We start from the raw sequence: 25,622 nt of genomic DNA on the forward strand, positions 1-25,622 counted from the left end.
CATGCGCAGACGCGCCATCACCGCGGTAGCCGCCGCCGCGGTCGCCGGACTCACCGTCGCCGCCGGCGCGACGACCCCGACCCCGGCCGAGGCCGCACCGCTGGCCAAGGTCCTGGTCTTCTCCAAGACCGCCGGCTTCCGGCACTCCTCCATCCCGAACGGCATCGCCGCGATCCAGCAACTCGGTGCGGCGAACGGCTTCACCGTCACCGCCACCGAGGACGCGGCCACCTTCACCACGGCCAACCTCGCCCAGTACCAGGCGGTGGTCTTCCTCAGCACCACCGGCGACGTGCTCAACGCCGGCCAGCAGAGCGCGTTCGAGGCGTACCTGGCCGCCGGCGGGGGCTTCGTCGGGGTGCACGCCGCCTCCGACACCGAGTACGACTGGCCGTGGTACGGCGGCCTGGTCGGGGCGTACTTCGCCTCGCACCCGGCGACGCAGCAGGCCACCGTCCGGGTCGAGGACCGGGCCAACCCGTCCACCGCCCACCTGCCGTCGACCTGGACCCGCACCGACGAGTGGTACAACTACCGCGCCAACCCCCGCTCCGCGGTCAAGGTGCTGGCCAGCCTCGACGAGTCGTCGTACAGCGGCGGGTCGATGGGTGGCGACCACCCGATCACCTGGTGCCACAGCTACGGCGGCGGACGCTCCTGGTACACCGGTCTCGGCCACACCGAGGAGAGCTACAGCGACCCGAACTTCACCCGGATGCTGCTCGGCGGCATCCAGGTGGCGGCCGGCGCCGTGGCGGCCGACTGTCGGCCGGAGCCCGGCTACACCCCGCTGTTCGACGGCACCCAGGCCAGCCTCGCGCAGTGGCAGCAGGCCGGGCCGGGCGGCTTCACGCTGACCGACGGCACCCTCACCTCGTACGGCGGCATGGGGTTGCTCTGGTACCCGGTGCGCACCTTCGGCAACTACTCACTGAAGGTCGACTGGATGATGCCGGGCGACGACAACGGCGGGGTCTTCATCGGGTTCCCCGATCCGCAGGGCGATCCGTGGGGCCCGGTCGACGCCGGCCACGAGATCCAGATCGACGCCACCGACGCCGACCCGTCGCGCACCACCGGCAGCGTCTACAGCTTCCAGGCGCCGAACGCCGCCGCCCGTGCGGCGGCGCTCAACCCACCCGGCTCCTGGAACACCTACGAGATCGGCGTGCACGGCCAGCGGGTGGAGATCTGGCTCAACGGACTGAAGATCAACGACTACGTCAGCAGCCGGGCCATCGCCAACGGCTACATCGGGTTGCAGAACGACGGCGCCGGGCTGGACATCAACTACCGCAACGTGCGGATCAAGACGGACGGTCCGAGTGAGCCGCCCGCCACCGACCTGGCCCGGGGCCGGCCGGTGACCGCATCCAGCGTGGAGCCGGGCAGCGCACACGTCGCCACCAACGCCGTCGACGGCAACCCGGGCACCCGGTGGGGCAGCGCCTACGCCGACCCGCAGTGGATCTCCGTCGACCTGGGTGCCACGTACGCCATCAACCGGGTCCGGCTGGCCTGGGAGACCGCCCACGCACGGGCGTACCAGGTACAGGTGTCACCGGACAACGTCACCTGGTCGCCGGTGCAGACCACGACCACCGGCGACGGCGGCGTTGACGACGTCACGGTGAGCGGCACCGGCCGCTACCTGCGCGTGTACGGCACCCAGCGGGCCACCCAGTGGGGCTACTCGCTGTGGGACCTCAACGTCTACGGCACCGCGTCCGGTGGCACCCTGCTCTCCCGGGGCCGGCCGGTCACCACGTCCAGCGTCGAACCGGGTAGCGCACACGTCGCCGCCAACGCCGTGGACGGCAACCCGGGCACCCGGTGGGGCAGCGCCTACGCCGACCCGCAGTGGATCTCCGTGGACCTCGGCGCGTCCCGCACTCTCGACCGGGTCCGCCTGACCTGGGAGGCGGCGTACGCGCGGGCGTACCAGGTGCAGGTGTCCACGGACAACCTGACCTGGTCGCCCGCCTACACCACGACCACCGGCGACGGCGGCGTGGACGACATCCCCGTCGCGGCCACCGGCCGCTACCTGCGCGTCCAGGGCACCCAGCGTGCCCTGCCCGCGTACGGCTACTCGCTGTGGGAGCTGGAGGTCCACGGCAGCTGACCCCGTCCCTTCCCCGCCTCGCCCTCCGAGGAACCGATCCCCCACCGGGCCCGCCGTCGGACCGTCCCCTCCGGTGACGGCGGACCACCACCAGGGCAGCCGGTGCGGCCGGCGTCCCCCGGCCGCACCGGCTGCCCCTCAACCTGTTGGAGCGTCATGCATCCGAAGAACCGCTGGCCGCGTGCGGTCGCCGCCCTGGTCGCGGCGATCGGTCTCGCCGCCGCGCCCGTCGCCCAGGCGGGCGCGGCGACACAGCCGCCGACCGCCGCCGCCCCGGTGCAGCCCATGGCCGCGACCGCCAGCAACGTGCACATCTTCTACTACTCCTGGTACGGCAACCCGAGCGTCGCCGGCAGCTACCGGCACTGGCCGCAGGGCGGTCACACCCCACCGCAGGACGTCGGCGCGAACTTCTACCCGAGGTTGGGTGCGTACGACTCCGGCGACCCGGCCACCGTGCGTCAGCACATGGCCTGGATCCGGGACGCCGGGGTCGGGGTGCTCGTCTACAGCTGGTGGGGCCAGGGCTCCTATGAGGACAACCTGACCCGGACCGTGCTCGACGCGGCCGCCGCGTACGGCCTGCGGGTCGCCTGGCACCTGGAGCCGTACGCCGGGCGGACGGCCACCTCGACCGTCGCCGACATCACGTACATCCACAACCGGTACGGCAGCCACCCGGCGTTCCACCGCGACGCGGCACACGGCAACCGGGCGCCGTTCTACGTCTTCGAGAGCCTGCGGATCACCGACTGGTCGCCGCTGGCGCAGGTCCGCAACACCAGCATCGTGCTGGCCCAGACCACCGACACCACCAAGGTCGCCCACTTCGGCGGGATGTACACCTACGACGGGATCGCCGGTGCCACCGCACCCGGCTGGGCCTCCGCCAGCGCCTACTGCCGGGCCAACGGCCTGGTCTGGGCACCCTCGGTGGCACCCGGCTACCTCGACGACCGGGCCGTCCCGGGCAACACCACACCGACCGCCGAGCGGGCCAACGGCGCCCTGTACGACCAGCAGTGGACCAACGCGTTGAACACCGCACACGGCGGCCCGCCCACCTGGGTGTCCATCACCTCGTTCAACGAGTGGCACGAGGGCTCGACGATCGAGCCGGCGAGCGCGAACCCGCCCGGCGGTCACGGCTACCTGACCTACTCCGGCGCGTACGGTCGCACCGGTGTCGCCGCCGAGACCGCGTACCTGGAACGCACCCGCTACTGGGCCAACCGGTTCGATCCGTCCGTCGACCCGGCGCCCGGCCCGCAGCGGCCGGTGAGCCTGCGGGCCCACGCCAACGGCCGCTACGTCAGCGCCGCCGCCGGTGGCGCCTCCGCCCTGATCGCCAACCAGGCCGCGATCGGGACCGCCGAACAGTTCGACCTCGCGGACCTCGGCGGTGGCAGGGTCTCCCTTCGATCCCGCGCCAACGGCCAGTACGTGACCGCGGAGAACGCCGGGGCGGCCCCGCTGATCGCCAACCGGACGGCGGTCGGACTCTGGGAGACGTTCCACCTCGTCCGCAACGGCGACGGGAGCGTGAGCCTGCGCGCCGCGGTGAACGACCGGTACGTGGTCGCGGAGAACGCCGGGGCCGCTCCGCTGATCGCCAACCGGACCGCGATCGGGCCCTGGGAGCGGTTCGACCTGGTCGGCGGCTGACCGCCGCCCGGGCGGGCGGGACGACGGCCGGGGCTTGGCCGCGCTGCGCCAGCCGTTCAGCGTGTCCCGGCCGGGGACCGGACCGCCCGCCGCGGTGGGGCCGGCTCGACCCGGGTTCGAGGCGTCCGCTAACCGCTGCCCTGATCGTCGAGGTACCGACGGAGAACAGGGGTGGCAGATGGTCAGGTTCGGCTACAAGGCGTCCGCCGAGCAGTTCGGCCCACGGGAGCTGCTCGAGTACGCGGTGCTCGCCGAGGAGTGCGGCTTCGACTCGGTCTTCGTCAGCGACCATCTCCAGCCGTGGCGGCACGACGACGGGCACGCCCCGGCCGCGCTGCCGTGGCTGGGCGCCCTGCTCGCGCGTACCCGCCGGGTGGTGGTGGGCACGAGCGTGCTGACGCCGACGTTTCGCTACCACCCGGCCGTTGTCGCGCAGGCCTTCGCCACGCTGGGCTGCCTCGCCCCCGACCGGGTGGTGCTGGGCGTCGGCTCCGGCGAGTCGCTCAACGAGGCGCCGCTCGGCGCCGCGTGGCCGGCGCTGGCGGAACGGCTGGCCCGGCTGACCGAGGCCGTCCGGCTGATTCGCCGGCTGTGGACTGAGGAGCGGGTGACCTTCGACGGGCGGTGGTACCGCACCGACCGGGCCACCGTCTACGACCGGCCGGCCCGTCCGGTGCCGCTCTACGTCGCCGGCGCGGGGCCGGTGGCCGCGCGGCTCGCCGGCCGGGAGGGGGACGGCTTCATCTGCACCAGCGGCAAGGGCCGCGACCTGTACGCGGAGAAGCTGCTCCCCGCCGTACGGGAGGGCGCCGGCCAGGCCGGCCGTGCCGTGGACGACATCGACCTGACGATCGAGCTGAAGGTGTCGTTCGACCCGGAGCCGGAGCGGGCGCTGCGCGACACCGCCCACTGGGCCGCGCTGGCGCTCACCGGCGAGGAGAAGACCGGCGTCGACGACCCGGTGGAGATGCAGCGCCGGGCGGCGGCGCTGCCGCTGAGCCGGGCCGCGAGCCGGTGGATCGTCTCGTCCGATCCGGTCGAGCACGCGGCCCGTGTCCAGGAGTATCTCGACCTGGGCTTCCGGCACCTGGTGTTCCACGCCCCCGGCCCGGACCAGGCGCAGTTCCTCAGTCTCTACAGCACGAAGGTGCTGCCCCTGCTCCAGGCCGACGCACGGGTGTGACCGCGACCGACCGTCCCTGGACCGTCCTGGTGCCGCTGAAGCGGCTGGACCGGGCCAAGAGCCGACTCGCCCTCCCTCCGGCGCTGCGCCGGGCGGTGGCGGAGGCGATGGTCGTCGACGTGCTGACCGCCGCCGCCCCGGTGGCGCGGGTGTGCCTGGTCAGCGCGGAACCCGCCGGAGACCGGTACGGCGTACCGGTGCTGCCGGATCCGGGCGGCGGCCTGTCGGCGGCGGTGGCGCACGCCGCCGCCCGGTTCGACGGCCCGGTCGCGGTGCTCGCCGGCGACCTCCCGGCGGCCCGCCCCGCCGAGCTGGCGGTGGCGCTGGCCGTCGCGGCGGAGCTGGACACCGCTGTGCTGGCGGACGCACCCGGGTCGGGCACCACCCTGCTGACCGCGCGTTGCGGACGTTGGCTGCGCCCGGCGTACGGGCCGGACTCGCACCTGCGGCACGTCGCCGCGGGGATGGCGGACCTCACCCGCCGAGTGGCGCTGCCCGGTCTGCGCCGGGACGTGGACACCGTGGCGGACCTGCGCGACGCCGTCCGGCTGGGGATCGGCCGGGCCTCGACCGGGCTGCTCGCGGCGGCCCGGCACGCCTACGTCGGGAGTCCGTGGCTTCCGGTCTGACCACGGCAGCACCGCGACCGCGACAACCGGATTCGGCTGCCGCGGTCGTACCGCCGGTGTCCGGTCAGTCCCGGTGGGCTGTCACGTGTCGCACGTCCAGGCGGACGCCCTGACCCCAGAGACGGTCGGCGAAGAGCGCCAGACCCACGGTGAGCTGGCGGGGCGTGGCGGACTCCTCCGGCCGGCCGTTGTCCCGCAGCGCGTACCGCGCGTCGAGGACCCGGCGGCCGATCCGGTCCACCCGCAGCACCTCGGTGTCCCCCACGTGCCAGTGGGCGGTACGCCGGTCCGCGTCGTAGGTGAGGGCCAGCGCGTGCACGTCGGCGGGCTGCCGGTCGAGCACCGGCACCGCGTACGAGAACCCGGCGTACCCGTGCGGCGGGAAGGCGAGCCGCTCGTAGACGGCGAAGACGCAGCGGTCGGTGACGATGAAGTCGAAGACCATTCCCGTCTCGCGGTCCATGCAGATCAGCGCCGCCGCCCCCAGCCGCAGGTCCCGGTACGGGTCGACGACCGCGTCGCCGTACGTGTGCCGGTCCAGGCCGTACGCCTCGACGGACAGCTCCGCCCGGACGGTGAACCGGCCGGCCGGCACGGCGAACCCGGGGAGACCGTCGGCGGTGTCCCGGTTCGCCATCAGCGCCCAGCGCAGGTGGTCGGTCTCGGACAGCGGCTGCGGCGGCTCCGCGAACGCGGGATGACCGGTCGCCGGGTCGGTCGCGGTGGGGACGACCGTCAGACCGTCGGGGCCCGTACGCGGCACACCGTCCCCCGCCGGGAAGCCCGGCACCGGGCGCAACCGCCACCGCGCCGTCTCGTCGCCGACCGAGAGCGGGCCCGAGAAGTCGTCCCGCAGCACCTCCCCGGTCGCGGCCACACGGGTCGATGCCTCGGATTCGATGCTCACTGCCACCTCCAGGAAGGGAAACGGGTCGGTTCAGCTGTTGCGCGGGACTCCGGCGGCAGGCGGCGCGCTGTGTGTGGCGCTCACCGCCCAGCCGGTCCGGGCCAGCCAGCCGGCGAGGGTGAGCAGCTCGGGGAACTGCCGCCGCAGCGCGGGAATGTCCGCCTGGTAGCCGATCCGGTTCAGCCAGCCGTACGCGGTCGCCTGCCACTCGCTCTGCCGTTCCAGCTCGGCCATCGGCACCGGCTCGAACCGGGTGGGCAGCCCGGTGTGCCGCTGGAACGTCTCGGCGATCTGGTCACCGGTCAGCTCGTCTCCGGCCAGCTCGATCTTCGCCCCGATGGTGGACGGATCGTCGAACGCCGCCGCGGCGAAGAACCCGATGTCGCCGGAGGCGATCATCTGCAACGGCTTGCCGGGGGCGAGGCCGCGCCGGTACACCAGCTCGCCGTTCTCCAGTAGCGGCGGGTACTGGCTGAAGTTGTCCATGAAGTAGGTGGGGCGTAGGAAGGTCGCGGGCAGATCGTGCTTGCGGATCCGCTCCTCGATCCGCAGCTTCGCCTCGCGCCAGAACACCCCCTCGGGACGTTCGGCCCCGCCGACGGAGCTGTGCACGAAGTGCCCCACCCCGATCTCGCCGGCCACGTCGGCGATGTTGACGCCGTGCCGTTCCTCCGCCGGCACGCCGCCCTGACTCAGCGGCGTCTGCACGCTGAACACCCCGTACGCCCCGGTCATGGCGGCGCGGATCGACCCGACGTCGTCCAGGTCGCCGACGACGAGCGTCGCACCCAACGCCCGGAGCTCCCGGGCGGCGGGCCGCTCCGGATCGCGGACGAACGCGTGCACCGGCCAGCCCCGGCGCAGTAGGTGCCGGGCAGTCCCACCGCCCTGCTTCCCGGTCGCACCGAAGACCAGCACCCACCGGTCTGCGCGTGATGACACGGCCGCCTCCTCGTACCTCGTCGCGATCCGCACGGGTCTCCCGGCCACCGCCGGGGCGCCGCGCCCTGCTGCCGAAGGCTCACCGACCGGGATAGAGCCGGGTTCGAGAGCCGGTCGAGGCCCGGTTCGAGCGGCTCTCGAGCCCGGCTCCAGTCCGGAGCGAGCCGCCGCTCCGACGATCAGGGCCCCGGCGTGACGGCACGTCGGGGCCCCGGCGTGACGGCGCGGGGCGAGAAGCCGACGAGGGGCAGGATGACGTGATCTTCACCGCGGACGAGCTCGAGTACCTGAAGTCGCAGCGGCTCGGCCGGCTGGCCACGATCCAGCCGAACGGCAGTATCCAGAACAACCCGGTCGTCTACTGGTACAACGCCGAAGCGGACTGCATCGACATCGGTGGACGCGCCATGGCCACCACCCAGAAGTTCAAGAACGTGGCCGCGAACGGCAAGGCGTCCTTCGTCATCGACGACGTGGTGTCCCGGCGGCCGTGGCGGGTGCGGGGTATCGAGATCCGCGGCCAGGCGGAGGCGCTGGTCGACCAGCCCGTCCCGCCGGAGCTGGAGTTCCTCTCCCCCGAGCTGATCCGCATCCACCCGCAGCGCCTCTTCACCTGGGGCCTGGACCCGGAACACCTCGCGATGGTGCGGCGGAACGTCACCCCCGCCGCCGCGACGCACTGACCGCGCCGCCGACACCTACCCGGCCATCCACGTCGCGCCCGGTGGACCGGGCGTGCGGACGTACGAGGAGACGACAGCTGTGACCGAGAACCTCCGTCGGCTCGCGGAAGCGGGCGTGACCATCTGGCGCGACGACCCGGCGGCCGTCGACCCCGGCCAGCCACCGGTGTCCGGCCTGGTCGTCGGCGTCACCGCGCTGCTGGCCGGCCTCACCAAGCCGAGCGGCGGCGCCACGCTCACCGTGGGCGACGACATCGACGACGCGGTGCGCCGGGCCGGCGCGGACGTGGCCCGGCACGCCGCCGACGCACTGCGACCGGGGTACGACGCCTCGGGCGGCCGTGACGGCCTGGTGAGTTTGGAGATCGACCCCCGGCTGGCCGACGATCCCGACGGCACGGTGGCCGAGGCACGGCGGTTGACCGAGCTGGTCGACCGGCCGAACCTGCTGCTCGCCGTCCCGGCCACGGCGACCGCGCCGGCGGCGGTGACCGCCCTGCTGGCCGAGGGAATCGGGGTGAACGTGACCCTGGTGTACGCGCCGGCGCAGCTGCGGACCGTGCTCGACGCGGTACGGGAGGGCCTGACGGCCGCGGAGGGCTTCCCGCCCGCGATCGTCTCGGTGCCGGTGGCGGATGTGGACACCGAGGTCGACAAGCGGCTCTGGGCGATCGGCACGGACGGCTCGGCCCGGCTGCGCGGCACCGCGGCGCTGGCCGGCGCGCGGATGACGTACGCCGCGTTCGAGAACGCCCTGCGCGGCCGCGGCTGGACGGATCTGACCGCCCTGGGTGGCCCCCGACCCCGGCTGGCCTGGACGTCGACGCAGGTCCGCGACCCGTACTACCTGGAGACCCGGTATGTCGACGAGCTGGTGGCCCCGGGGGTGCTGACCGTGCTGTCGGCGGCCACCTTCGCCGCCGTCGTGGAGCAGAGTGAGGTGCGCGGGGACACCGTGCACGGCTCCTACGAGGACGCCCACGCCGTGTTGGAGCGGCTGACCGCGATCGGCGTCGACCACGACGACGTGCACCGGGTGCTGCGCGAGAAGGCGCTCGCCCGGGCCACCACCGCCTGGCAACGGCTGCGCGACACGGTCGCGGCGGCGCAGCGTCAGCCGGTCGGTTGAGAATGTCCGGTCGACGTACGGGCGCGCCGGAACAGGACGTTCCGACCCGGTCGGCGCTGCGCCGGGCGCTGCGCCGGGCCCGGGACGGGGTGAGCCTCGACGTCGGCGAGGCGGCCGTGCTGCTGGCGGCCCGCGGCGAGGACCTGGACGAGCTGGTCGGCGTGGCCGGGCGGGTACGCGACCAGGGCCTCGCCGCGGCAGGCCGGCCCGGCATGGTCACGTACTCGCCGAAGGTCTTCATCCCGCTCACCCGCTTGTGCCGGGACCGCTGCCACTACTGCACGTTCGCCACGGTCCCGCACCGGGTGCCCGACGCGTACCTGAGCCCGGACCAGGTGCTCGACATCGCGGCGGCGGGCGCCCGCGCCGGGTGCAAGGAGGCCCTGTTCACCCTCGGCGACCGGCCGGAGTCGCGCTGGCCGGCGGCACGTGAGTGGCTGGACGCGCACGGTTACCCGGACACGCTGGCCTACCTACGGGCGATGGCGATCCGGGTGCTCGAGGAGACCGGCCTGCTTCCGCACCTCAACCCGGGGGTGCTGTCCTGGTCCGACCTGCAGCGGCTCAAGCCGGTGTCGGTCTCGATGGGGATGATGCTGGAGACCACCGCGACCCGGCTGTGGAGCGACCCGGGCGGGCCGCACCACGGCTCACCGGACAAGGAGCCGGCCGTCCGGCTGCGGGTGCTGGAGGACGCCGGCCGGTCGGCGGTGCCGTTCACCACGGGCGTGCTGGTCGGCATCGGGGAGACCCGGGTCGAGCGGGCTGAGTCGCTCTTCGCGATCCGCCGGGTGGCCCGGGCCTACCGGGGCATCCAGGAGACGATCGTGCAGAACTTCCGCGCCAAGCCGGACACCGCGATGCGGGACGTGCCGGACGCGGAGCTGACGGAACTGGCCGCGACGATCGCCGTGGCCCGGCTGGTGCTCGGGCCGTCGGCCCGGATCCAGGCGCCGCCGAACCTGGTCGGTGAGCAGCATGGGCTGATGCTGCGGGCCGGTGTCGACGACTGGGGCGGCGTCTCCCCGGTGACGGCCGACCACGTGAACCCGGAACGCTCCTGGCCGGCGCTGGACGAGCTGGCACGGTGGACCGAGCGTGCGGGTTTCACGCTGCACGAGCGGCTGGCGGTCCAGCCGGAGTACGTCTGCCGCGGCGGTTCCTGGCTCGACCCGCGGGTCCTGCCGCACGTCCGGGCGCTCGTCGACCCGGAGACCGGGCTGGCGGTGCCGGGTCGCCGCCCGACCGGGATTCCCTGGCAGGAGCCGGCGGACGGCTGGCGGGCGAGCGGCCGGACGGATCTGCACCTCGCCGTCGACCGCCGACCCCCCGGCGACCGGCGCCGCTCCGACTTCTCCGAGGTGTACGGCGACTGGGACGCACTGCGGGAGCGGGCGAGAACGACGTCGGCGCCGGCCGGCGGCCGACTCGAGAGGGACGTGGTTGCCGCGCTGAGGCGGGCCGAGAAGGACCCGGCGGGGCTCGGTGAGCGGGACGCGTTGACGCTGATGACCGCCGAGGGGCCGGGTCTGGAGCAGCTCTGCGCGCTGGCGGACGCGCTGCGCCGGGAGGCGGTCGGCGACGAGGTCACCTACGTGGTGAACCGCAACGTCAACTTCACCAACGTCTGCTACACCGGTTGCCGGTTCTGCGCCTTCGCCCAGCGGCGCAGCGACGCGGACGCGTACACGCTGTCGGTGGCCCAGGTCGGGGACCGGGCGGCGGAGGCCTGGCGGGCGGGTGCCACCGAAATCTGCATGCAGGGCGGCATTCATCCCGACCTGCCGGGCACCGCGTACTTCGACCTGGCGGCCGAGGTGAAGCGGCGGGTACCCGGGCTGCACCTGCACGCGTACTCGCCGATGGAGGTGGTCAACGGCGCCTCGCGGACCGGCATGTCCATCGAGGACTGGCTCACCGCGGCCCGCTCCGCCGGGGTGGACTCGCTGCCCGGCACGGCTGCCGAGATCCTCGACGACGACGTGCGGTGGATCCTCACCCGGGGCAAGCTGCCGGCGGCCACCTGGGTGCAGGTGGTCACCACCGCGCACGGGCTCGGCATCCCCACCACCGCCACGATGATGTACGGGCACGTCGACACCCCGGCGCACTGGGTCGCACACCTGCGGCTCATCGCCCGCCTTCAGGAGCAGACGAACGGCTTCACCGAGTTCGTTCCGCTGCCGTTCGTGCACACCAACGCGCCGGTCTACCTGGCCGGCATCGCCCGCCCAGGGCCGACGGAGCGGGACAACCGGGCGGTGCACGCGATGGCCCGCGTCCTGCTGCACGGCCGGATCCGCAACATCCAGACGAGCTGGGTCAAGCTCGGTGTGGACGGCAGCCGCCTGATGCTGTCCGGGGGCGTGAACGACGTGGGCGGCACGCTGATGGAGGAGACGATCAGCCGCATGGCGGGCAGCCCGCACGGCTCGGCGAAGAGTGTCGCGCAGCTGCGGGAGATCTGCGCGCCGCTGGGCCGTCCGGTCCGGCAGCGGACCACGCTCTACGGCGAGGTGCCGGCCGAGCGGCGGGCGGCGGCGGCGGCTTCCGCGACGCCCGCCCGGGCCCTCCTACCGGTGGTCGGGCAACACTGAGCGCAGGTACGACGCAGCTCCGGGCGGTCGCCGCCCGGAGCTGCGTCTGCACGGCCACCGGTCACTCGACGACCAGCGCCACCTTGCCCCGCACGTGGCCGGTCTCGACCTGGCGGTGCGCCTCGGCGGCCTGCCCCAGCGGCACGGTGCTGGCGACCTCGACGACCAGCTTGCCCTCCGTGTAGAGACGGGTCAGGTCGTCGAGCTTCTGCGCCGATCGCTCGGTGCCCACGCGACGAATGCCCAGTTGGGCCGACCGCGCCCAGTCCGCGATCGTGACGATCCGTTCCGTGCTGCCGAGCAGCTCCACGGAGACGTCGAGCGCCTCGCCGCCGATCGCGTCGAGCACCGCGTCCACCCCCTCCGGCGCCGCCTCCCGGACCCGGTCGGCCAGCCCCGGGCCGTAGGTGACCGGGGTCGCCCCGAGCGAGCGCAGGTAGTCGTGGTTGCGCTCGCTGGCGGTGCCGATCACCCGGGCGCCACGGGCCTGCGCGAGCTGCACCGCGAACGAGCCCACGCCACCGGCGGCGGCGTGGATCAGCAGCGTGTCGCCAGGCCCGACGCGCAGCTCGTCGAGGGCGGTGTACGCGGTCTGGCCGGACGCGGTCAGCACCCCCGCCTCGGCCCACGACATCTTCGCGGGTTTGTGGCCCACCTGGTCGGCGGGGACCACGACCGTGTCGGCGTACCCCTCCATGGTGAGGAAGGCGACGACCTCGTCGCCTTCGGCGAAGCCGGTGACGCCCTCACCGACCTGGTCGACGACGCCGGCCACCTCGTTGCCGAGCCGGACCGGGAAGGTCAGCGGGTTGTACGCGGCGAAGTCGCCGCGTCGCGTCGCGCAGTCGAACGGCTGCACGCCCGCGGCCTTCACCCGGATACGCACCCGTCCGGGCCCGGCCACCGGGTCCGGCACCTCGACGAGGTGGAGCACCTCCGGGCCGCCGTACTCGTTGAACACCACGATCTTGGCCATCTGGTTTCCTTCCGCCGGCGCCGGGCGCCGGTGTCGATGGTGGACATCTGTCGAGGGTCGTGCACGGGTGCCACTCAGCTCGCCGATCCGGTCTCCTGCCCGGTCGGCCCGTCCCCCGCACGGGCCGGCTGCTGTCGGCGGGCGTACGGCGGCAGCAGAAAGGTCAGCGCGAACGCGGTGGCCAGCAGCCCGACGGCGGCCCAGATGGTGCCGCGCAGGGCGGCGGCGAACCCGCCCTGCGTGGCATCCCGCCCGGCCTCGCCGACGGTTGCGGTCACCGCGGCCCCGTCGGAGGTCGCGCCAGCGGCCCGGGTGACCTCGTCGCCGAGCCGGCGGCAGGCCGCGGGAACGGCGTCGGGGTCGGTCGCGTCCGCGTTCTCCCGGCCGCAGGCGCGCAGCCCGTCGACGATGCGCTGCTGCTCGGGGGCGGTGACGCCGACCGCCGCCAGCCGGGACCTGAGGGTGGCGGCGTCGGCGTCGACGGCCTGCGCCACCTGACCGCCGAGGAGGCTGAAGAACACGGTGCCCAGCACCGCCGCGCCGACGGCGCCGCCGAGCTGCTGCATGGCGTTCAACGTCCCCGATGCCGAGCCGTACTCGGCGGGGCGCACCCCGGCCAGCACGATGTCGAAGAACGGGGAGAGGAACAGACCCAGGCCGGCGCCGTAGATCAGCAGCATGGGCGCGAAGTGCCACGGCGACACGTCCGCGCCCTCGATGCGGAGCACCAGGAACACCCCGAGCACTCCGCTGATCATCAGCAGCGTGCCCAGTTGCAGGGACCGGCGTCCCAGCCGTTGGGTCAGGCCGACCGCGGTGGCCGCGAAGCCGACCAGGCTGCCCAGCGCCTGGGGCAGGACGGTGAGCCCGGCCTTGAGGGGCGAGAAGCCGAGACCCGCCTGGAGGAAGACGGCGAACACCAGGGCGAAGCCCACCATGGAGGTGAAGATGGCCAGCCCGGTGGCGAGGCCGCCGGTGAAGGCGCGGTTACCGAAGAGGGTTGGCACGATGAGCGGATCGCCGCCACGTCGCTGGACGCCGGCCTCGTACCGGGCGAAGCCGACGAAGAGCACCAGCGCCAGCGCGATGAGCAGGAAGACCCAGGCCGGCCAGTCGAGTTCGCGCCCCTGCACGACGGGATAGACCAGCAGCAGAGCGGCGACCGCGGCCAGCACCGCACCGGGCAGGTCGAGGCGGCGCGCGGCGGACTCCCGGCCGGCGGGCAGGAAGCGGGCCCCCGCCACGACGGCGAACAGCCCGAGCGGCAGGTTGATCAGGAAGATCATCCGCCAGCCGGTGCCCCACAGGTCCGCGCTGATCAGCCCGCCGGCCAGCACGGGGCCGGCGACCGAGGCGAGACCCATGGCCGGGCCGAAGACACCGAACGCGGTGCCCAACTCGCGGGGCGGGAAGACCGAGCGGATCACGCCGAGCCCCTGCGGGAGCATCACCGCGCCGAAGAGGCCCTGGGCCACCCGGGCACCGATGAGCATGCCCGGCGAGGCGGCGAGGGCGCAGACTAGGGAGGTCATCGTGAAGCCGACCGCACCGACCAGGAACACCGGTTTGCGCCCGTAGAGGTCGCCGAGCCGGCCGCCGGTGATCAGACCGGCCGCCAGGGCCAGCGTGTAGCCGGCGCCGAGCCACTGGATCAGTGCCGGGCCTCCGCCCAGTTCGGCTCGGATCGACGGGGCGGCGATGTTGGTGACCAGGGTGTCGAGCAGATTCATGATCGAGGCCAGCAGGACCACGACGAACGCCAGCCACCGCCACCGGTAGGCTCCGCCGGCCGTCGTCGGCTGCGGCGCGAGGGCCAGGTTGTCGGCCATGTCGTCCCCGTCCGTGAGGGTGATCCGGCTGCCGGTTCCTCCGTCAGCCGGGAAGCGCTAGCCAAAACGTTCGAAAGTCGATACCTTCTAAACGCGAAGTATTCGGGAGTCGGAGTAATCATGTCAAGACGAACGCGGGACGAGGTGGTCTTCGGCCTGATGCGTGCGTGGCGAGCCGCCCGCCTGCAGACCGATCTGCTCGACGACACCGCCTTCCACAAGATCGGCATCAACCGCACCGACGGACGATGCCTGGACGCCCTCAACGAAGGACCGATGACCGCGACCGCCCTGGCCCAGGCGTGCGGGATCAGCCCGAACGCACTGACCACGGTGGTCGACCGGCTCGCCGAACGCGGGCTGGTCGAGCGGGTCAAGGACCCGACCGACCGGCGACGGGTGGTGGTCCGCCTGACCGCGCTGGCCGACCACATCAGCACCCAGCTGTACGGGCCGGTGGTGCAGTGGTCGCTCCGCAACTTCGAGAAGTACTCCACCGACGAACTCGAAGTCATCGAAGGCTTCATCAACTCCGGCCGGGAGTTCCAGGCCGAGCACGTCAGGTACATCAACGAGCTGGAGCTGTCCTGGGACCTCCCGGACGCACCGGCCACCGACGGCCCCGGCGGGGGCTGACCCACCACGTCCCGACCGGGGTGTGCCGCCGGCGCCGTCGCCGTCAACGACAGCAAAGGGAGCAGAGCATGGCCACGACCACGGAACACGTCCGCCCCGCCCTCGGACGCCTCGGCGTCCGGATCCTCGTCACCCTCTCGGCGGTCCTCGCCGCCGCCGTCGTCTACCTCGTCTTCGTCCGCGTCGGCGGTTACGAGCTGCGGGTGCCGGAAACCCCCGGCTCGAGCGTCTCGCGCCCGATGGAATTCGGCGAGATGGTCGGCGCGGCAACCATCGCCTGCTTCGCCGGCCTGGCCTTCCTGACGGTGCTGGAGCGCTTCACCCCCAAGGCCCTGACCATCTGGACGGTGGTCGCCGTCCTGCTCTACCTGGCGACCCTGCCCTACCTGCCCGGCTTCCGGGTGATGGACCGGGTGATCATCGTGCTCATGCACACCGCACTGGCCGCCGTGCTCATCCTCGGCCTGCGCCGGACCGCCACCCGGGCGGCGTGACGGGCCGACGGCGCCCACGAAGAGGAGGACGACGATGCTCGTCGAGGTCTGGTCCGACATCATGTGTCCCTGGTGCTACATCGGTAAACGGCGGTTGGAGAAGGCGCTGGCCCGGCTGGGCGACCCGCGGGTCGGGATCACCTGGCGCAGCTACGAACTGCGGCCCGGCCACACCCGCACACCGGACATCACGCTCGGCGAAGGAATGGTGCGCTGGCGGGGCCGGAGCGAGGCCGAGGTGACCAAACTCTTTGGCTGGATCCGCAGCCTGGGCGCCCAGGAGGGGCTGGAGCTCAACCTCGACACCGTCCGCCCGGTCAGCTCGTTCGACGCGCACCGGCTGACCCACCTGGCCGGCACGCACGGACGGCGCGACGAGATGACCGAACGCCTCTTCCGCGCCCACCTGACCGAGAACGTCAACGTCGCCGACCACGACGTGCTGGTCGGGCTCGCCGAGGAGGTCGGGCTCGACCCGGCGACGGCCCGGCAGGTCCTCGACAGCAACCGGTACGCCGCCGAGGTGCACGCGGAGGCCCGCGCGGAGGGGGTGACCGCCGTGCCGACCGTGCTGGTCGACCGCCGGCAGCACGTCGCCGGAGCGGTCGAGGTGCAGGAGTATCTCGCCCTGCTCCGCCGGGCGCAGGCCCCCGCGACCCCGTCCTGACGGCGACGGGGCCGGCCGGACGACGAACATCCGGCCGGCCCCGCTCCGCGGGGCCCGCTCACCCGGCGTCGAGCGGCGCCAGGGCGATCAGGCGTTCGTCGTACTCGACGCCGGCGCCGTCCTCGCGCAGCATCGCCACCACCGTGCCGTGCACGTCGGCGTTGACCGGGATCATCAGCTTCATCGCCTCGACGATGCCCACCTGCTGGCCCGGCGAGACGATGTCGCCCTCGGTGACGAACGGTTTCGCGCCGGGCTCCGGGGCCCGGTAGAACACGCCGACCGTGGGGGCACGGACGAAGTGCTGCCCGGAGTCCGCTACGGCCTCGGCCGCCGGGGTGGCAGCCGCCGACCCCGCCGGAGCCGGCGGCACCGCCGTGGCGACGGCCGGTTCGGCCGCCGACCACTCCGCCTCCAGCGTCAGCTCGCCGGCCCGGATCCGAAGCGCGGAGGGCTGCCGGGGCAGGTCGGCGAGAAGTTGCAGGGCGCTGCGCCGTACGGCGTCCAGGGCTGCCGAAAGATCGGGCGACGTCCGGTCGGTGCCGTCGCCTGCGGCGGCGGTGTCTGGGCTCATTGCCAGCCTTCCTGCTCGGCGGGAGATCGGAGAACCACGGCGGTCAGTAGTTGCCCAGGCCGCCGCAGACGTTGAGCGCCTGGGCGGTGACCGCCGCGGCGTTGTCGCCGACCAGGTAGTCGACCATCGCGGCGACCTCGTCGGGCTGGACGTAGCGGCCGAGCGGGACCCGGGCGGTGATCCGGTCGTGGGTCTCCTCCTCGGAGACCCCCCAGATGTCCGCGTAGTGCGTCCGGACCCGCTCGGCCATCGGCGTCTCCACGAAGCCCGGGCAGACCGCGTTCACCGTGATGCCGGAGCGCGCCAACTCCAGGCCGAGCGCCTTGGTGAGACCGACCACGCCGTGCTTCGAGGCCGAGTACGGCGCCGCGTGCACCACGCCCTGCTTACCGCCGGTGGAGGCGATGTTGATGATTCGGCCGTGCCCCTTCTCGAGCATTCCCCCGGCCTTGAGCACCTCCCTGGTCATCAGGAAGACGCTGTTCAGGTTGGTGTTGATCACGTCGAACCAAAGCTCGTCGGTGATCTCCGCGGTGGCGCCGCCGCCGCTGCGGCCGGCGTTGTTGACCAGCACGTCGACCGGCCCGTAGCGGGCCACGGCGGCCGTCACGAACCGACGGATGTCGTCGGGCACCGAGACGTCGCAGGCCTGGCCGTCCACCTCGGAACCCTCGTCACGGAGCGCCTTGATCGTCGCCGACAGCTCCTCGTCGTGACGGGAGCAGATGAAGACACGGTGGCCGCCTGCGGCCAACCGCCTGGTGATTGACAGACCGATGCCACTGGTCGCCCCGGTCACGATCGCGACCGGCTGGTTACCCTCCACGGTTCCTCCACTGACCACTCCGTACGACAGGACGCTGTGACGGTGACGCAGCGGGCTCGAGGCCGCGTCGAACCGGTCTGGAACACCCGCCCGGCCGCGGACGCTCGCCGCGTTCTCGAGGCCGGTTCGAGGCCGTCGGGGCACGGTGGGCGCAGTGGCCGCCAGGGCCACGGCGGCGTGCGCAGGCGGTAGCCCCGGAGGGCGACCTGGACCGGCCGCCCAGTCTCTTCCCGGAGGAGCGCGATGATCGGTACCCAGTCCCTCACCGACCTGTACGTCGAGGTCCAGCACTTCTACGCGCGGCAGATGCATCTGCTCGACGGGGGCGCGTTCGAGGAGTACGCGGCGACGTTCACCGAGGACGGCGAGTTCACCCACACCCCGCAGCAGCCACCGGCCCGCACCCGGGCGGGCATCGTCGCCGAGCTGAACCGGTTCCACCAGCGCTTCGCCGACGACCCGGTGGTCCGCCGGCACTGGTTCAACATGCTGAAACTGGACCCGCTCGACGGCGGGGCCATCGCGGCCACCTACTACGCCCTGGTGGTCACCACCCGCCCCGGCCGCAACGTGACCATCGCGCCCAGCTGCGTGGTCCACGACGTCCTGGTCCGGGAGAACGGCGCGCTGCTCACCCGGTCCCGGAAGGTGGACCACGACGTGGTGCCGTGACCGGCGCATCGGGTCCTCCGGCGCGGCAGGGTCCGCCCTGCCGCGCCGTCTCCCGTCTCGCGGCCTGCCGGATCGGCCCGCCCAGCGGCGTCGTCTACCGGGCGGCCGGCACCCGGACGGCGGCGAAGAGTTCGTCGACGAGGGCGGTGGTGTGCTCCGCCGCCCGGAAGGTCGGATGGTCGACGACCTTCCGGAGGAAGTCGCGGGTGGTGCTCATCCGGGGGCCCGACACCCGGCACTCGTCGAGCGCACGCAGCATCCGGGCGATGGCCCGGTCCCGGTCCGGCGCCCAGACGATCAGCTTCGCCAGCAGCGAGTCGTAGTTCGGCGGCACGACATAGCCGGGGTAGGCGTGGGTGTCCACCCGGACGAACGGCCCGGCGGGCACGACGAACTCCTCGATCAGCCCGGGGGTCGGTGCGAAGCCGGCGTCCGGGTCCTCGGCGTTGAGTCGGCACTCGATCGCCACCCCACGGGGTCGGATGTCCTGCTGGGTCAGGGTCAGCCGCTCGCCGGCCGCCACCCGGAGCTGTTCCTGCACCAGGTCCACGCCGGTGACGGCCTCCGTGACCGGGTGCTCCACCTGGATCCGGCAGTTGACCTCCATGAAGTGGTACCGGGCGTCCGGGTCGACCAGGAACTCGAAGGTGCCCGCCCCGACGTAGCCGACCGCCGACGCGCCGGCGACGGCCGCGGCACCCATCCGCTCGGCGAGGCCGTCCGGCATCCGCGGTGACGGTGTCTCCTCGATGAGCTTCTGGTGCCGGCGCTGCACGCTGCAGTCACGCTCGCCGAGGTGGATGGCGTTGCCGTACGCGTCGCAGAGCACCTGGATCTCGACGTGCCGGGCGCTGCGCAGGTACTTCTCCACGTACACCCGGCCGTCGCCGAAGAGCATCTGAGCGGTGGCCCGCGTCCGGCGGTGGGCGTCGGGGAACTCGTCGGACCGGGTCACCACCTGCATGCCGCGCCCGCCGCCCCCGGCGACCGCCTTGATGATCACCGGGTAGCCGATCTCGTCGGCGAGCCGGTGTGCGGCCTCCGGCCCGAGCGGATCGAGGCTGCCCGGCAGCAGTGGCAGGCCGGCGGCCGACATGATCGCCCGGGCGGAGCCCTTGTCCCCCAGTTTCGCCATCACCGGCGCCGGCGGTCCGATCAGGACGATCCCCTCCGTGGCGCACGCCTCCGCGAAGTCGGGGTCCTCGGAGAGGAAGCCGTACCCGGGGTGGATGGCGTCCGCGCCGGTGCGCCGGGCCGCCTCCAGGATCGCGGCGGCACAGAGGTAGCTCTGCCGGGGCGGCGGAGGACCGATCTGCACCGCCTCGTCCGCGTACCGCACGGCCGCCGAGTCGCGGTCCTGCGTCGAGTGCACGGCGACGGTGCGGATGCCCATCTCCCGGCAGGCGCGGGCCACCCGGAGCGCGATCTCGCCCCGGTTGGCGATCAGGATCGTACGGAACACGACTCTCCTTCGAAGGTGGCGCCGGCGGAGCGCGGGCGGCGTACGGGCGGGGTGCTCACCGGCGGGGCTGGCTCATGGTCCGCAGCTCGGACTCGACGGTCAGCGCCGAGCCGTACTGGCGGAACCGGGCCCGGCGGTCGGCCCGCAACTGCGGGCCGGTCAGGTCCCGCAGCTCGTCGAGGATGCCGGCCAGGGCGCGACGCAGGGCGTCCGCGGCGGTCAGCGGGTCGGCCCCGGTGCCGCCGTCCGGTTCGACCACCACGCCGTCGACGACGCCCAGCCGGAGCAGGTCCCGGGAGCCGACCCGCAGGGCCGCGGCCGCGCGGGGCGCCGCCGTCGGGTCCTTCCAGAGGATCGCCGCACAGCCCTCCGGCGAAATCACCGAGTAGACCGCGGAGGTGAAGGCCAGCACCCGGTTGGCGACCGCCAGCGCCAGCGCGCCCCCGCTGCCCCCCTCCCCGATGATCATGGTGATGACCGGGACGGTCAGTGAGGCCATCAGCCGGAGGTTCTCGGCGATGGCCACGGCCTGGCCCTGCTCCTCGGCGTCCGCGCCGGGGTAGGCGCCGGGCGTGTCGACCAGCGTCACCACCGGCAGCCGGAGCTTCTCGGCCAGCCGCATCAGCCGGGCCGCCTTGCGGTACCCGGAGGGCATCGGCATGCCGAAGTTGCGCTGCGACAGCTCGGCCGCGGTGTGCCCCTTCTGCTGCCCGATCACCAGGACCGGACGCCCGTCGAGCCACGCCGTCCCGCCGACCACCGAGGGACAGTCGCCGGAGATGCGGTCCCCGTGCAGCTCCTGGAAGTCGACGAAGGCCGTCGCTAGATAGTCGAGCGTGGTCGGGCGGGCCAGGTCACGCGCCCGGCGGACCTGCTCCCACGGGTCGACCTCGGGCAACCGGCCCGGGTCCCGCACCAGCACGTCAGCCCCCGCCTCGGGTCGGCCGTCGCCGGAGGACCGGCCGTCGCCGGAGGGCCCATCGGCGCCGGTGCCCGCGCGCAGCAAACGGCCGAGTTCGGCGCGGAGCCGGGACCGGGGCACGATCCGGTCGACGACGCCGCGGTCGAGCAGGAACTCCGCGGTCTGGAACTCGGCCGGCAACTGCTGCCGGATGGTCTGCTCGATGACCCGCCGACCGGCGAAGCCGAGCCGGGCGCCGGGCTCGGCCAGGATGACGTCGCAGAGTGTGGCGAAGGACGCCGCGACGCCGCCGAAGGTCGGGTCGGTGATGAGGGAGACCGTCAGCACTCCCGCCTCGTCGAGCTGCGCCAGCGCGGCGGCCGTCTTGGCCATCTGCATGAGGGACAGCACACCCTCCTGCATCCGGGCGCCGCCGGAGGCGGAGACGATGACCAGCGGCGTACGACCGGCCAGCGCGACCTCCGCGGCCAACGTGATCAGCTCGCCCACCGCGCTGCCCAGGCTGCCGCCCAGGAAGCGGAAGTCCATCACCGCCAGGACCACCGGGACGCCTTCGACGGTCGCCCGCGCGCAGAGCACCGCCTCGTCCAGGCCGGTCCGGGCCCGGGCCTCCGCCAGGCGCGCCGGGTACGGCACGGTGTCGACGAACTGCAACGGGTCCTCGCTGCGCGCCACCAGGTCGAGCCGCTCGTAGCGGCCGTCGTCGACGAGCTGCGTCAACCGCTCGACCGCGGTCAGCGCGGTGTACCGGCCGCACTCGGGGCAGACGCTCAGGTTGCGCAGCCACCGCTTGCCGTACACGGGGGTGGTGCAACCGGGGCAGAGCACCCACCCCGGCTCGTCCACGATCCGGTCCACGGTCTGCGTCATCCGTCCACTCCCCCCGGCCGGCTCTCTGCTGGCGAGGAGCAATCTGCCCCGTACCGCTCGAGCGACGACCGAGGATCGCTGGTGCCGGCGTGCCCCAGCCCGACTCGACCCGGGCTCGAGCACCGGGGTTCAGCGTGAGTCCGGGACGTTCGACGCAACCGACCGGAAGCAGAGGAACGAGATGATCTCAGCGGATCCGTCCGAGCTGGATGACACCCGTCGGGAGCCACTGGACCCCGACGCCTTCCGAGCCGCGATGGCGTCCTTCCCCACCGGCGTCACCATCGTGACGACCCAGGGCCCCGAGGACACCCCGTACGGCTTCACCGCGAACTCGTTCTGTTCGGTCTCGCTGGAGCCGCCCATGATCCTCGTCTGCCTGTCCCGGACGGCCCGCTCGTTCCCGGTCTTCCAGGGCTGCAAGCAGTTCGCGGTCAGCATCCTCCAGGCGCACCACACCGAGCTGGCTCGCCGGTTCGCCAGCAAGCGCGGGGACAAGTTCGCCCAGGGCCGGTTCGTCCGGACCGGCAACGGGTTGACCGTGGTCGACGGGGCGGTGGCGGTGATCGAGTGTGACCTGCACCAGCAGCACGACGCCGGCGACCACGTCATCCTGGTCGGCCTGGTGCACTCGGTGCGGATGGCGGAGACCCGGAGCCCGGCGCTCTACGTCGACCGCGCCTTCGGCGCCGTCGGCCCGATGCCGGCCGGCTGATGGGCGGCGCCGGCCTGCGCCGGTCTCCGGAACACCAGCCATCGAAGGGGGCCGGGCCCGCGGGCCCGGCCCCCTCGTCGCCGCCGCTCAGTCCTCGCCCACGCCGGAGAGCCGCAGCGCCCGGGCGGCGAGCCGGAGCAGCGCCAACCGGCCGTCGGTGTCGGTCGACGCGGCCGACACCATCACCCCGAGTGTGGTCACCCCGGCCTCCGCGTACTCCCGCATCCGGGCGGCCACCCGGTCCACCGGTCCGACCAGCGCGGTCGCGCAGACGAAATCGAACGGCACCGCGGCGGCCGCGCTGGCGCGGTCACCGCCGCGGACCAGCTCGTGGACCTTCTCCACGGCACCGTCGAATCCCATCTGCCGGGCCAGGGAGACGTAGAAGTTCCGCTCCGGGTCGCCGATGCCGAGCAGGTACGCGTACTGCCCGCGGACCAGGTCGACGGCGGCGACGGTGTCGTCCATGATGGCCGTCGGCAGGCAGGGCATCGTCTCGAAGCCGTCCAGGGTGCGGCCGACACCCGCCCGACCCTCGCGCAGCCGCGCGACGGCGTGGGCGGTCAGCTCGGGCGAGGTGAAGACGCCGATCCACCCGTCGGCGATCTCGCCGGCCAGCCGCAGGTTGCGCGGGCCGACCGCGGCGAGGTAGATCGGCAGGTCCGGACGGACCGGCTCGGTCAGCACGTGCAGCGGGGCGCTCCCGGCGCCGTCCCGGGGCAGGCGGAAATGCCGTCCCTCGTACCGCACCGGCCCGCCGCGCAACGCCGCCCGGACGATCTCCACGTACTCGCGGGTGCGTTGCAGGGGATGGTCGAACGCGACCCCGTACCACCCGTCGGACACCTCCGGGTTGGACACCCCGAGGCCCAGCCGGAAACGGCCGCCGCTGACGGCGTCGAGGGTCGCCGCGGTCAGCGCGGCCAGACCGGGCGTACGGGCGGGGATCTGCATCACCCCCGACGCCAGCCCGATCCGTTCGGTGCGCCCCGCCACCAGGCCCAGCACGCTCGCGGCGTCGGAGCGGTACCCCTCGGGGGCGAGGGCGATCGCGTAGCCCAGTTCCTCGGCGGCCCGGGCGAGCACCGCGGCGTCCTGGTAGACCAGGTTCACGGCCAGCTTCATCGGGGTCTCCTTCCGGCGTCTCAGATGAGGTGGGCTCCGCCGTCCACCAGCACGACCTGCCCGGTCATGTAGCTCGCGGCGACGACGCCGGCGACCGCTTCGGCGACGTCCGCGGGAGCGCCGACGCGACGCAGCGGGGTGCTCTGCCGCACCTTCTCCGCGATCTCGGTGAAGGATGCCGTCCACGGTGTCTCGATCAGCCCCGGGGCGACCGCGTTCACCCGGACCTGCGGTCCCGCCACGTTCGCCAGCAGACGGGTGAGGTGCTCCACGGCGGCCTTGCTCACCGCGTACGGGATCGAGCTGCCGGCGGGCCGGCTGCCGGCCACCGAGGAGATGTTGACGACGCACCCCGCGCCGGAGGCGCTCAGGTGCGGCATCGCCGCCACCGTGGTCTGCCAGGTGCCGATGACGTTGAGATCGAGGATCTCCCGCCAGACCTCCGGTGTCACCGCGGCGAGGTCGTGGTGCGGGATGAAGCGGGTCCGGCCCGCGTTGTTGACCAGGATGTCCAGCCGGCCGTACGTCTCGACCGCCGTGTCGATCAGGCTGGCGGCCTGGACCGGGTCGGCGACGTCGGCGGCGACGTACCGGGCCTCGGGCAGCGCGGCGGCGAGCTCCTCGCCCGCCTCCCGGGAGCGGACCGAGTTGACCACCACCCGAATCCCCTCGTCGGCCAGTCGGCGGGCGACCGCCGCACCGATGCCGGACGACGACCCGGTCACCACCGCGACACGCTTGTCTGTCATGTCGTGCTCTCCTTCGCTCTCCCTGACTGGCCACGGCGGTGCGGGTGTCGGATCATCACCGGCACCCGCACCGCCGACCATCGCTGCGAGGTCAGCCGATGGTGGTGCTGCTGAACACGACCGGCGTGGCCGGGTTGCAGTCGAAGGGCCGCTGCACGCCCTCCAGGTCGGTGCGCACCCAACTCCAGGACGGGTCGGTCAGGCTCGTGCCACCGGTGGCCGTCTGGGCCACCCCGCTCGGCCCGGACAGCAGGTAGACCGTGACGGTGGGCAGGTCGAACGGCACGCTGGCGGGCAGCGGCCCGGCAACGGTCAGGGTCAGCGTCCGGGCCGCGTAGTCGACCTTCACCTGCGGCGGGGTCGACCCGAGGTTGAGTCCGCCGGAGAGCTGGTGCCAGACGTACCAGGCATTCGCCGGCAGCCGGTACCTGACCGTGACGTTGCGGACTTCCAGGTTGAACGTCGGGTCCGGCGTCCACTGCTGCGGGTCCAGCGTCACGCTGAACGGCCGGTACGCGGCGACCCGCTCCGGGGCGGTCGAGGTGAAGGTCAGACCGAACGGCACGGTCGTCGAGCCGCCGGGGAAGGTGACGTAGCAGCTGTAGTTGACCGGCGTCGCGGTGGTGACACGGGGCGTGGCCGTGCCCGTCGCACTCCGGCCGGTGTCGGCGCCGGCCGTGCCGGGCACCGCCGCGAGTCCCACGACGGCGAGCGTCGCGGCGGCGAGCAGGCGACGGCTCCAGGTCATACCAGTGGTCATCATCGTCCTTTCCTAGTGAGGCACCCGGACGGGACCGGTGTGGTCCGTCGGGTGGCAGGAGAACCGTGCCAACCCCGGATCGAACTTCGCTCGACGCGGCGTCCACACCGGACGGTGCTGGTCAGTTCCGGCTGGCGACCTCGGCGGCCGGGATGCTGCGCCGGAGGGTGTAGGCGACCATCTCCGGCCCCTGGACCCCCGGCATGCCCGCCAGCGCCTGGCGCAGCGCCCCGGCCCGCGGGTTGCTCTTGAAGGACTCGCGGTACGCCTCCTCACTGGTCCACTGGGCGTAGTTGACGAGCCGGGTGCCGTCGATGCTGAAGTGGTAGTTGGCCGAGATGAACCCGGGGCAGTGGCGGACCCACTCCTCGACGTCGCGGACCAGCAGGTCGAGCAGCTGACGCTGGGTCTCGGGCCCGTCGGTGCGCAGCGTGACGATGGCGATGAAGCCGGCCTCGGGCCGGTCGGTGTGGACCATGGACGTC

The 25,622-nt window shown here is 73.2% G+C and carries 24 protein-coding genes; 12 read left to right on the plus strand and 12 right to left on the minus strand.

Translation table 11 applies throughout. The features are described from left to right. Position 1 precedes the first annotated feature (1 nt). The 4 genes from AB0K07_RS25015 (at position 2) to cofC (ending at position 5,602) form a co-directional block, all read left to right on the plus strand. Positions 2-2,125 (plus strand): ThuA domain-containing protein, encoded by a 2,124-nt coding sequence (locus AB0K07_RS25015; RefSeq protein WP_363758112.1) that lies wholly within the window; start codon positions 2-4, stop codon positions 2,123-2,125. 156 nt (positions 2,126-2,281) lie between these two features. Next, positions 2,282-3,790 (plus strand): hypothetical protein, encoded by a 1,509-nt coding sequence (locus AB0K07_RS25020; RefSeq protein WP_363758114.1) that lies wholly within the window; start codon positions 2,282-2,284, stop codon positions 3,788-3,790. Between the two features lie 178 nt (positions 3,791-3,968). Then, positions 3,969-4,973: a glucose-6-phosphate dehydrogenase (coenzyme-F420) gene (gene fgd, locus AB0K07_RS25025; RefSeq protein ID WP_363758116.1), complete on the plus strand. Its 1,005-nt coding sequence runs from the start codon at positions 3,969-3,971 to the stop codon at positions 4,971-4,973. Beyond that, the gene (cofC, locus tag AB0K07_RS25030) at positions 4,970-5,602 is read left to right on the plus strand and encodes a 2-phospho-L-lactate guanylyltransferase (protein ID WP_363758118.1); all 633 of its coding nucleotides are present in this window, start codon (positions 4,970-4,972) and stop codon (positions 5,600-5,602) included. Before fgd ends, cofC begins: the two co-directional genes overlap by 4 nt. 64 nt (positions 5,603-5,666) lie before the next feature. Here cofC and AB0K07_RS25035 read toward each other — a convergent pair whose 3' ends face one another. Both AB0K07_RS25035 and AB0K07_RS25040 read right to left on the minus strand, forming a co-directional pair. After that, a complete protein-coding gene (locus tag AB0K07_RS25035; RefSeq protein WP_363758120.1) occupies positions 5,667-6,509 on the minus strand; it encodes a DUF6081 family protein in 843 nt (280 codons plus the stop codon). A 30-nt stretch (positions 6,510-6,539) separates the two neighbouring features. Continuing rightward, entirely contained in the window at positions 6,540-7,451 is a 912-nt protein-coding gene (locus AB0K07_RS25040) for an NmrA/HSCARG family protein (RefSeq protein ID WP_363758122.1), read from the minus strand. 257 nt (positions 7,452-7,708) lie between these two features. Between AB0K07_RS25040 and AB0K07_RS25045 the strand changes: the two genes are divergently transcribed. The 3 genes from AB0K07_RS25045 (at position 7,709) to AB0K07_RS25055 (ending at position 11,860) form a co-directional block, all read left to right on the plus strand. Then, the gene (locus AB0K07_RS25045; RefSeq protein ID WP_363758124.1) at positions 7,709-8,134 is read left to right on the plus strand and encodes a PPOX class F420-dependent oxidoreductase; all 426 of its coding nucleotides are present in this window, start codon (positions 7,709-7,711) and stop codon (positions 8,132-8,134) included. Between the two features lie 79 nt (positions 8,135-8,213). Then, on the plus strand, positions 8,214-9,263 hold the full coding sequence (locus AB0K07_RS25050) for a transaldolase family protein (RefSeq protein ID WP_363758126.1): 1,050 nt from the start codon (positions 8,214-8,216) through the stop codon (positions 9,261-9,263). Positions 9,264-9,265: 2 nt separating this feature from the next. Then, on the plus strand, positions 9,266-11,860 hold the full coding sequence (locus AB0K07_RS25055) for a bifunctional FO biosynthesis protein CofGH (protein WP_363758128.1): 2,595 nt from the start codon (positions 9,266-9,268) through the stop codon (positions 11,858-11,860). 61 nt (positions 11,861-11,921) lie between these two features. Here the strand turns inward: AB0K07_RS25055 and AB0K07_RS25060 are convergent, their stop codons facing one another. Both AB0K07_RS25060 and AB0K07_RS25065 read right to left on the minus strand, forming a co-directional pair. Further along, positions 11,922-12,836, minus strand: a complete 915-nt coding sequence (locus AB0K07_RS25060) for an NADP-dependent oxidoreductase (protein WP_363758130.1) — start codon at positions 12,834-12,836, stop codon at positions 11,922-11,924. A 74-nt stretch (positions 12,837-12,910) separates the two neighbouring features. After that, on the minus strand, positions 12,911-14,665 hold the full coding sequence (locus AB0K07_RS25065) for an MFS transporter (RefSeq protein ID WP_363758132.1): 1,755 nt from the start codon (positions 14,663-14,665) through the stop codon (positions 12,911-12,913). 120 nt (positions 14,666-14,785) lie between these two features. Here AB0K07_RS25065 and AB0K07_RS25070 point away from each other — a divergent pair, with 120 nt between their 5' ends. From AB0K07_RS25070 to AB0K07_RS25080, 3 genes are all read left to right on the plus strand, one after another. Beyond that, on the plus strand, positions 14,786-15,301 hold the full coding sequence (locus tag AB0K07_RS25070) for a MarR family transcriptional regulator (protein ID WP_363758134.1): 516 nt from the start codon (positions 14,786-14,788) through the stop codon (positions 15,299-15,301). Positions 15,302-15,369: 68 nt separating this feature from the next. After that, positions 15,370-15,795: a DUF6069 family protein gene (locus AB0K07_RS25075; RefSeq protein ID WP_363758136.1), complete on the plus strand. Its 426-nt coding sequence runs from the start codon at positions 15,370-15,372 to the stop codon at positions 15,793-15,795. 34 nt (positions 15,796-15,829) lie between these two features. Continuing rightward, positions 15,830-16,462 (plus strand): DsbA family oxidoreductase, encoded by a 633-nt coding sequence (locus AB0K07_RS25080; RefSeq protein WP_363758138.1) that lies wholly within the window; start codon positions 15,830-15,832, stop codon positions 16,460-16,462. Between the two features lie 58 nt (positions 16,463-16,520). Here the strand turns inward: AB0K07_RS25080 and AB0K07_RS25085 are convergent, their stop codons facing one another. After that, positions 16,521-17,036, minus strand: a complete 516-nt coding sequence (locus tag AB0K07_RS25085; protein WP_363758140.1) for a biotin/lipoyl-containing protein — start codon at positions 17,034-17,036, stop codon at positions 16,521-16,523. Between the two features lie 43 nt (positions 17,037-17,079). Next, positions 17,080-17,862: a 3-oxoacyl-ACP reductase gene (locus AB0K07_RS25090; RefSeq protein ID WP_363758142.1), complete on the minus strand. Its 783-nt coding sequence runs from the start codon at positions 17,860-17,862 to the stop codon at positions 17,080-17,082. A 243-nt stretch (positions 17,863-18,105) separates the two neighbouring features. Here AB0K07_RS25090 and AB0K07_RS25095 point away from each other — a divergent pair, with 243 nt between their 5' ends. Continuing rightward, entirely contained in the window at positions 18,106-18,534 is a 429-nt protein-coding gene (locus tag AB0K07_RS25095) for a nuclear transport factor 2 family protein (RefSeq protein WP_363758144.1), read from the plus strand. Positions 18,535-18,628: 94 nt separating this feature from the next. Here the strand turns inward: AB0K07_RS25095 and AB0K07_RS25100 are convergent, their stop codons facing one another. Together AB0K07_RS25100 and accA are read right to left on the minus strand one after the other, a co-directional pair. After that, positions 18,629-19,996, minus strand: a complete 1,368-nt coding sequence (locus tag AB0K07_RS25100; RefSeq protein ID WP_363758145.1) for an acetyl-CoA carboxylase biotin carboxylase subunit — start codon at positions 19,994-19,996, stop codon at positions 18,629-18,631. Positions 19,997-20,051: 55 nt separating this feature from the next. Continuing rightward, entirely contained in the window at positions 20,052-21,788 is a 1,737-nt protein-coding gene (gene accA, locus AB0K07_RS25105) for an acetyl-CoA carboxylase carboxyl transferase subunit alpha (protein WP_363758147.1), read from the minus strand. Positions 21,789-21,969: 181 nt separating this feature from the next. On the opposite strand from accA, the gene AB0K07_RS25110 reads away from it, so the two are divergent. Further along, on the plus strand, positions 21,970-22,503 hold the full coding sequence (locus AB0K07_RS25110; protein WP_363758149.1) for a flavin reductase family protein: 534 nt from the start codon (positions 21,970-21,972) through the stop codon (positions 22,501-22,503). A gap of 87 nt (positions 22,504-22,590) precedes the next feature. Here the strand turns inward: AB0K07_RS25110 and AB0K07_RS25115 are convergent, their stop codons facing one another. The 4 genes from AB0K07_RS25115 to AB0K07_RS25130 all read right to left on the minus strand — a co-directional run bounded on the left by AB0K07_RS25115 (position 22,591) and on the right by AB0K07_RS25130 (position 25,615). Next, positions 22,591-23,628 (minus strand): LLM class flavin-dependent oxidoreductase, encoded by a 1,038-nt coding sequence (locus AB0K07_RS25115; RefSeq protein ID WP_363758151.1) that lies wholly within the window; start codon positions 23,626-23,628, stop codon positions 22,591-22,593. Positions 23,629-23,648: 20 nt separating this feature from the next. Further along, positions 23,649-24,377, minus strand: a complete 729-nt coding sequence (locus AB0K07_RS25120; RefSeq protein ID WP_363758153.1) for an SDR family oxidoreductase — start codon at positions 24,375-24,377, stop codon at positions 23,649-23,651. 91 nt (positions 24,378-24,468) lie between these two features. Next, entirely contained in the window at positions 24,469-25,137 is a 669-nt protein-coding gene (locus AB0K07_RS25125) for a hypothetical protein (RefSeq protein WP_363758155.1), read from the minus strand. Between the two features lie 121 nt (positions 25,138-25,258). Further along, a complete protein-coding gene (locus AB0K07_RS25130) occupies positions 25,259-25,615 on the minus strand; it encodes an antibiotic biosynthesis monooxygenase (protein WP_363758157.1) in 357 nt (118 codons plus the stop codon). Positions 25,616-25,622: the final 7 nt, after the last annotated feature.

Origin of the sequence: Micromonospora sp. NPDC049301 (assembly GCF_040678715.1) — a bacterium.
Classification (GTDB): Bacteria; Actinomycetota; Actinomycetes; order Mycobacteriales; family Micromonosporaceae; genus Micromonospora.